General features: G+C 66.2%; 3 protein-coding genes and 1 pseudogene. 1 reads left to right on the forward strand and 3 read right to left on the reverse strand.

What is annotated here, in order from left to right; translation table 11 throughout:
• Positions 1-242: 242 nt before the first annotated feature.
• The 3 genes and pseudogenes from AB0B91_RS63595 to AB0B91_RS63605 form a co-directional block, all read right to left on the reverse strand.
• Positions 243-1,619: pseudogene (locus tag AB0B91_RS63595) on the reverse strand (IS1380 family transposase).
• 183 nt (positions 1,620-1,802) lie between these two features.
• The gene (locus AB0B91_RS63600) at positions 1,803-2,225 is read right to left on the reverse strand and encodes a hypothetical protein (RefSeq protein WP_358342687.1); all 423 of its coding nucleotides are present in this window, start codon (positions 2,223-2,225) and stop codon (positions 1,803-1,805) included.
• A gap of 252 nt (positions 2,226-2,477) precedes the next feature.
• A complete protein-coding gene (locus AB0B91_RS63605; protein WP_358342689.1) occupies positions 2,478-3,050 on the reverse strand; it encodes a transposase in 573 nt (190 codons plus the stop codon).
• A gap of 791 nt (positions 3,051-3,841) precedes the next feature.
• Here AB0B91_RS63605 and AB0B91_RS63610 point away from each other — a divergent pair.
• Positions 3,842-4,669: tetratricopeptide repeat protein (locus tag AB0B91_RS63610; RefSeq protein WP_358342691.1), on the forward strand; the 828-nt coding region annotated here is incomplete at its 3' end.

The following is a 4,669-nucleotide window of genomic DNA, read 5'->3' on the forward strand; positions in this document are numbered from 1 at the left end:
ACTGGGGTGGCACAACCGACCGGGAAACCGGCGGAACATGAAGGCCCCAGGCCCTACCGCCAGGAGACGCCACCGCGCCAGCCCCCGACCCTACGTGAGCAAGGTGTAGTCGGCTGAGTAGTTCGGCTGAGGGTTGAATGCGTGCTGTGGTCAGCGCGCCGACCCGGTTGTCGCGCCGGGTGGGCGGGGTTCCACGGGCCCGCAGGTGTCCTTTCCTGGTTGTAGGGTCGGTTTGTAGCAGGTCAGGTGGGTGCGGGCAGGGCTTGCAGGCGGGCCAGGGCGGTGAGGATGTCGCTGGCCCAAGGCCATCGAGCAGCCAGGCGCAGGCGCACACGTCGGCCGCCGCGCACCAGCCGTCCGGCCACGGCGAACAGCCGCAGGCGCAGGCGTTTGGGCTCGTAGGCGCGGGCTGCGGTGCCGGGCAGCGCGAGCATCTGCGTCCAGGCGAGCAGTTCGCAGGCCAGGGCGACGAGCTCGCATCAGATCTGGTTGCGGGTGAAGTGGTGCAGCGGCAGGTTGGCCAGGCCGGTGTCCTTGGCGCAGCGGATGCGGTCTTCGGCGCGGGCCCGGCGGCGGTGGCGCAGTTCCAGGTCGGCGAGCTGGCCGCGTTTGGCGTCGGTGACGAAGCAGGTGACGCGGCAGCCGTCGACGTCGGTGAAGCGCAGCTGGGCGCCGGGGTGCGGGCGTTCTTTGCGGGCGATGACGCGCATGCCCTTGGGCCAGCCGGACAGGTCCAGCAGGCCGGTCAGCTCGGCGACCCAGGCGCCGGGCCGTACCTGACGGTCGGCGTCGTAGGCGGGCGTCCACGCACTTTTCGGCAGGCGCAGCACGGCCTGCTGCACCTGCTCGGTGACGGTGAATCCGACCGAGTACGACAGCCGCCTGCCAGGCTTGGTCAGCCAGGTGAGGAACTCGTGCGTGCCGCCGCCGGAGTCGGTGCGGATGAGCACCTGACGCCGGCGATGTTGGGGCAGCTGGGCCAGGGCCAGGCGGGTGGCCTGGATGTGGTCGGCGGCGGTGTTGGAGCCGGCGTTGCCCGGCCGCAGCACCATGGCCAGCGGCTCGCCCGAGCCGCCCGGGCCGTGGTCGGCGAAGACCGTCATCGGGTGGAAACCGAAGGTATGCTTCCAGGTCGGAGCGGCGTGCTGTTTGTCGGAGTGGGCGATGACGATGGTGGCGTCGATGTCCAGCGGGATCAGCTCACCGTCGCTGCCCGGCGCCGACGTTCCTGCCAGTTCCCAGGCGCGCTGGCGGGCCAGGGCGCGGGCGGCGCGCAGGGCCTTGAGCGCCTTGACCTCATCGCGGGCGAGCCGGTCGATCAGGCGGGAGACGCTGGGGTCGGAGGCGACGGGGCCGAACAGTTCCGGCTGGGCGCGCAGCAGGGCGATGTCGGCCAGGCAGTCGCCGCCCAGCGCGAGGGCGACGGCGAGGTCGGCCACGATCTTACCGGGATCATGCACCGCACGGGCTGGCCGCCAGCGCTCCAGCTGGGCCGATAACGCCCGGTCCAGGCCGGTGACGTGCAGGGTCTTGAGCAGCAGCAGGCCCCCGGCATGAGACAGCAGCCCGGTGCCGTCCGCGGAGGCGGTGAGGGCGCGGTGGTAGGCGATCGTCTTCACGTGGAAATCGCTTCTCGATCTGGCGTGGACAGGACTCTAGACAAGCCCATCCTCCCAGCTCAGACGCACTTTTCTCATGTAGTCGATCAACCCGCGCGAAATGCACCGCAAAGCCCGAGGCTAACCATCACGGCTAGGCAAGCTGATCATGCGTGGGGTGCCGGGCAACAGCCGGCTCTCTAGTTAGCGGCACCACACCTTGACGGCCTTCACGATCTCCTGTGCTTGGCTCTGGCTAACGTCGGTGCCTCCGCGCTCGAACCGGAAGCGCACCCGTTTCTCCACTAGTCCCGGCTCGCCGTCGTCGACACCCTCCAGGATGTCCAAACACGTGTTGATGCCGTAGTGCACCGCGCTTTCTTGATCGACTATGAGCTGCGAATCGATGGCACTCAACGTCGCCAGGAAAACTGCACGCTCTCTGGCCGAGATCCGTTCCGGCTCGACAGCGTCCGAAGGGACGCTGGGCATGTCACTCGCCTCCGGCATGCCAGTCGTCGGTGACCAGGGGACCCAGCCTCCCATCAGAGCAATACCGAAAGCGAGCATCAAGGCGAGAGCCCCGCCAAACACACCTAACGCCATCCTGGAACGAGCTGCTTGCATGGGCGGCACGTTGCACATCATGCCTCAGGCTCGCACCAACCGGAGCGAACGCCGACAATTCCATGTGTGCGCGATCGGCGAAGATTCGACCGATGCTGCCCAGACTGGAGCCACTCACGCCGCCGGAGGATGCGGTGATCTTGCTGTGGGAGGCTCTAATTTTCACGCGAAGAGTGCCTTCTGAACTGACATGGGCAGGACTCTCGACAAGCTCATCCTTCCAGCCCAAACGTGCTCTTTTTGTGCAAACGATCAAGCCCGGCGAAATTCATGGCGAAAGCCCAAGGTTAGAGTCTGCTGGCCGCGGCGCCGCTTGACGGTGGGCACCCCATCGTCGCTGATCACCAGGTCGGTGTTGTCCTCATACCCGGCGTCCAACTCCGCGGCGGCCACCAGGTGATTACTGCGCAGGTGCGCGACGAAGCCGGCCCCCGTACTGGGCAGGCCGACCTGCTCGCAGAACCCTTCCAGAAGCGGCTCACATTCGGACCAGGGCAGCAGGTTGGCGCCCCAATCGGCATACTCGTTCGATCCCACCACCGCGATGTCGCCGGTGCGCAGTTCCTCGCCGCGGCCTCCCCAGCGGCGGCCTCGTCGTGACGGCACTGCGGTCTTCGGGGGACCGGTCGCCGGCAGGAACTCCGCCAGCAGATCAGCCAACGCGTCGGCGTCGATACTCCCGGCGGCCAGCGCGTCATACAACGCGCCGTGGCCGCGGCGGAACTCGGGCTCCAGCGACAGTTGCACTACAGAGGTCACCGGGTGATCGGCACACATGATGGCGTCGATTAGCTCGAACAGCGCATCGGCCCGGCCTGTCAGCAATCCGTGCAGCCGCCGGCGAAACTCAGCCAGCCGACCAACGCTAGCGCCCGCCGAATCGAGGTGCGAAACCGATCCTCGTTCGCCGGGCGCGTCAACTCCTGCGGTCGATCAAACCATCGGGCCATCCTGAGCAGCATCGGGCCACCGCCTTCCGAGATTCGTCAGATCCACGGTGAGACGGTGGCTCTCGACTTGCCGTGCAAGAGGACGTCTGTGATGGCCATGCCCTTTCAACTGGGTGACCGCGTGCGGCGGCGGCCTGCGGCGAGAACGGTAAGTAGCCGCGAAATGCGGCAGAAACTCTGAAACATGCCGTAGATGCCCGCGATGCCCGACAGGCAGTCTATAACGACCTCAAGTGGGCCGAACGCCTGTTTGAGGGGTTAAAGCGAAGCCTAGCGGGCCGCCTGCGCAGGCCGCGCAGCCCGCAACGCAACCCGAGAAGATAATCTCCCTCGTGCCAGCCTGCTGCGTATCGGCGCCTCTCGCGACACGGGCAGCCGTGGCCACGAGAACAGTGATGACCCCTGATCAGCGAGGCCGAGCCAAGAAACGGCAGGAAACAGTCGATATATGGCAGGCACTCACGTCGCTACATCCACTGCGGAAATGACAGGATACTGGTGATCTTCCTGAACACTGTTGCTGCAGAGCAAACGTGAGTATCACGAAACCTTGGAGATACCGCAGCGGTCGCTGCTCGATGTGGATTGAGCTTGATGTGGATTGAGAGGTAGACCGTGGCCAGGGTCCCGAACGAAACCGCCAAGGCTGAGCGAGCTCGGTCGCTCATGGAACGAGGCAAGCACCTGTGGGAACTGGACCGCCCGGCCGAGTCTCTGGACGTCGAGCAGGAAGCTGTCACCCTCTACCGACTTCTGGCCACAGCCGATCCCAGCGGCTACCGCCCGGACCTCGCCAAGTCCCTGACCAGCCTCGGCGTGACCCTCTCAGAACTCGGCCGCTCTGCCGAAGCCCTCGAGGTCGAGCGGGAGGCCATCGCCATCCGGCGCGAGCTGATCGCCACGGATCCCGATAATCACCGTTCCGACCTCGCCGATTCGCTCGCCAACTTCGGCAAGACCCTCTCGGAACTGGACCGCCCGGCCGAAGCGCTGAGTGTCGAACAAGAGGCTATCGCCCTCTACCGGCATCTGGTCAGTACCGACCTCAGCCGCTTCCGCCCGGACCTTGCCGACGCCCTGACCAGCCTCGGCAAGACCCTCTCGGAACTGGACCGCCCGGCCGAAGCCCTCGAGGCCGAGCAGGAGGCCGTCACCCTCTACCGGCTTCTAGCCACTACCGATCCCGACCGATATCGCCCGGACCTTTCCGACGTCCTGACCAGCCTCGGCGTGACTCTCTCGGAACTTGGCCGCTCTGCCGAAGCCCTTGAGGTCGAGCAGGAAGCGGTCGCCATCCGCCGTGAACTGGCCACCACAGATCCTGATGATCACCGTTTCGACCTCGCCAAGTCACTCACCAACCTCGGCAAGACCCTCTCGGAACTGGACCGGTGGGTCGAAGCCCTCGAGGCCGAGCAGGAGGCCGTCACCCTCTACCGGCTTCTAGCCACTACCGATCCCGACCGATATCGCCCGGACCTTTCCGACGTCCTG

Source organism: Nonomuraea sp. NPDC049141, assembly GCF_040648415.1.
In the GTDB taxonomy this organism is placed as follows: Bacteria; Actinomycetota; Actinomycetes; order Streptosporangiales; family Streptosporangiaceae; genus Nonomuraea.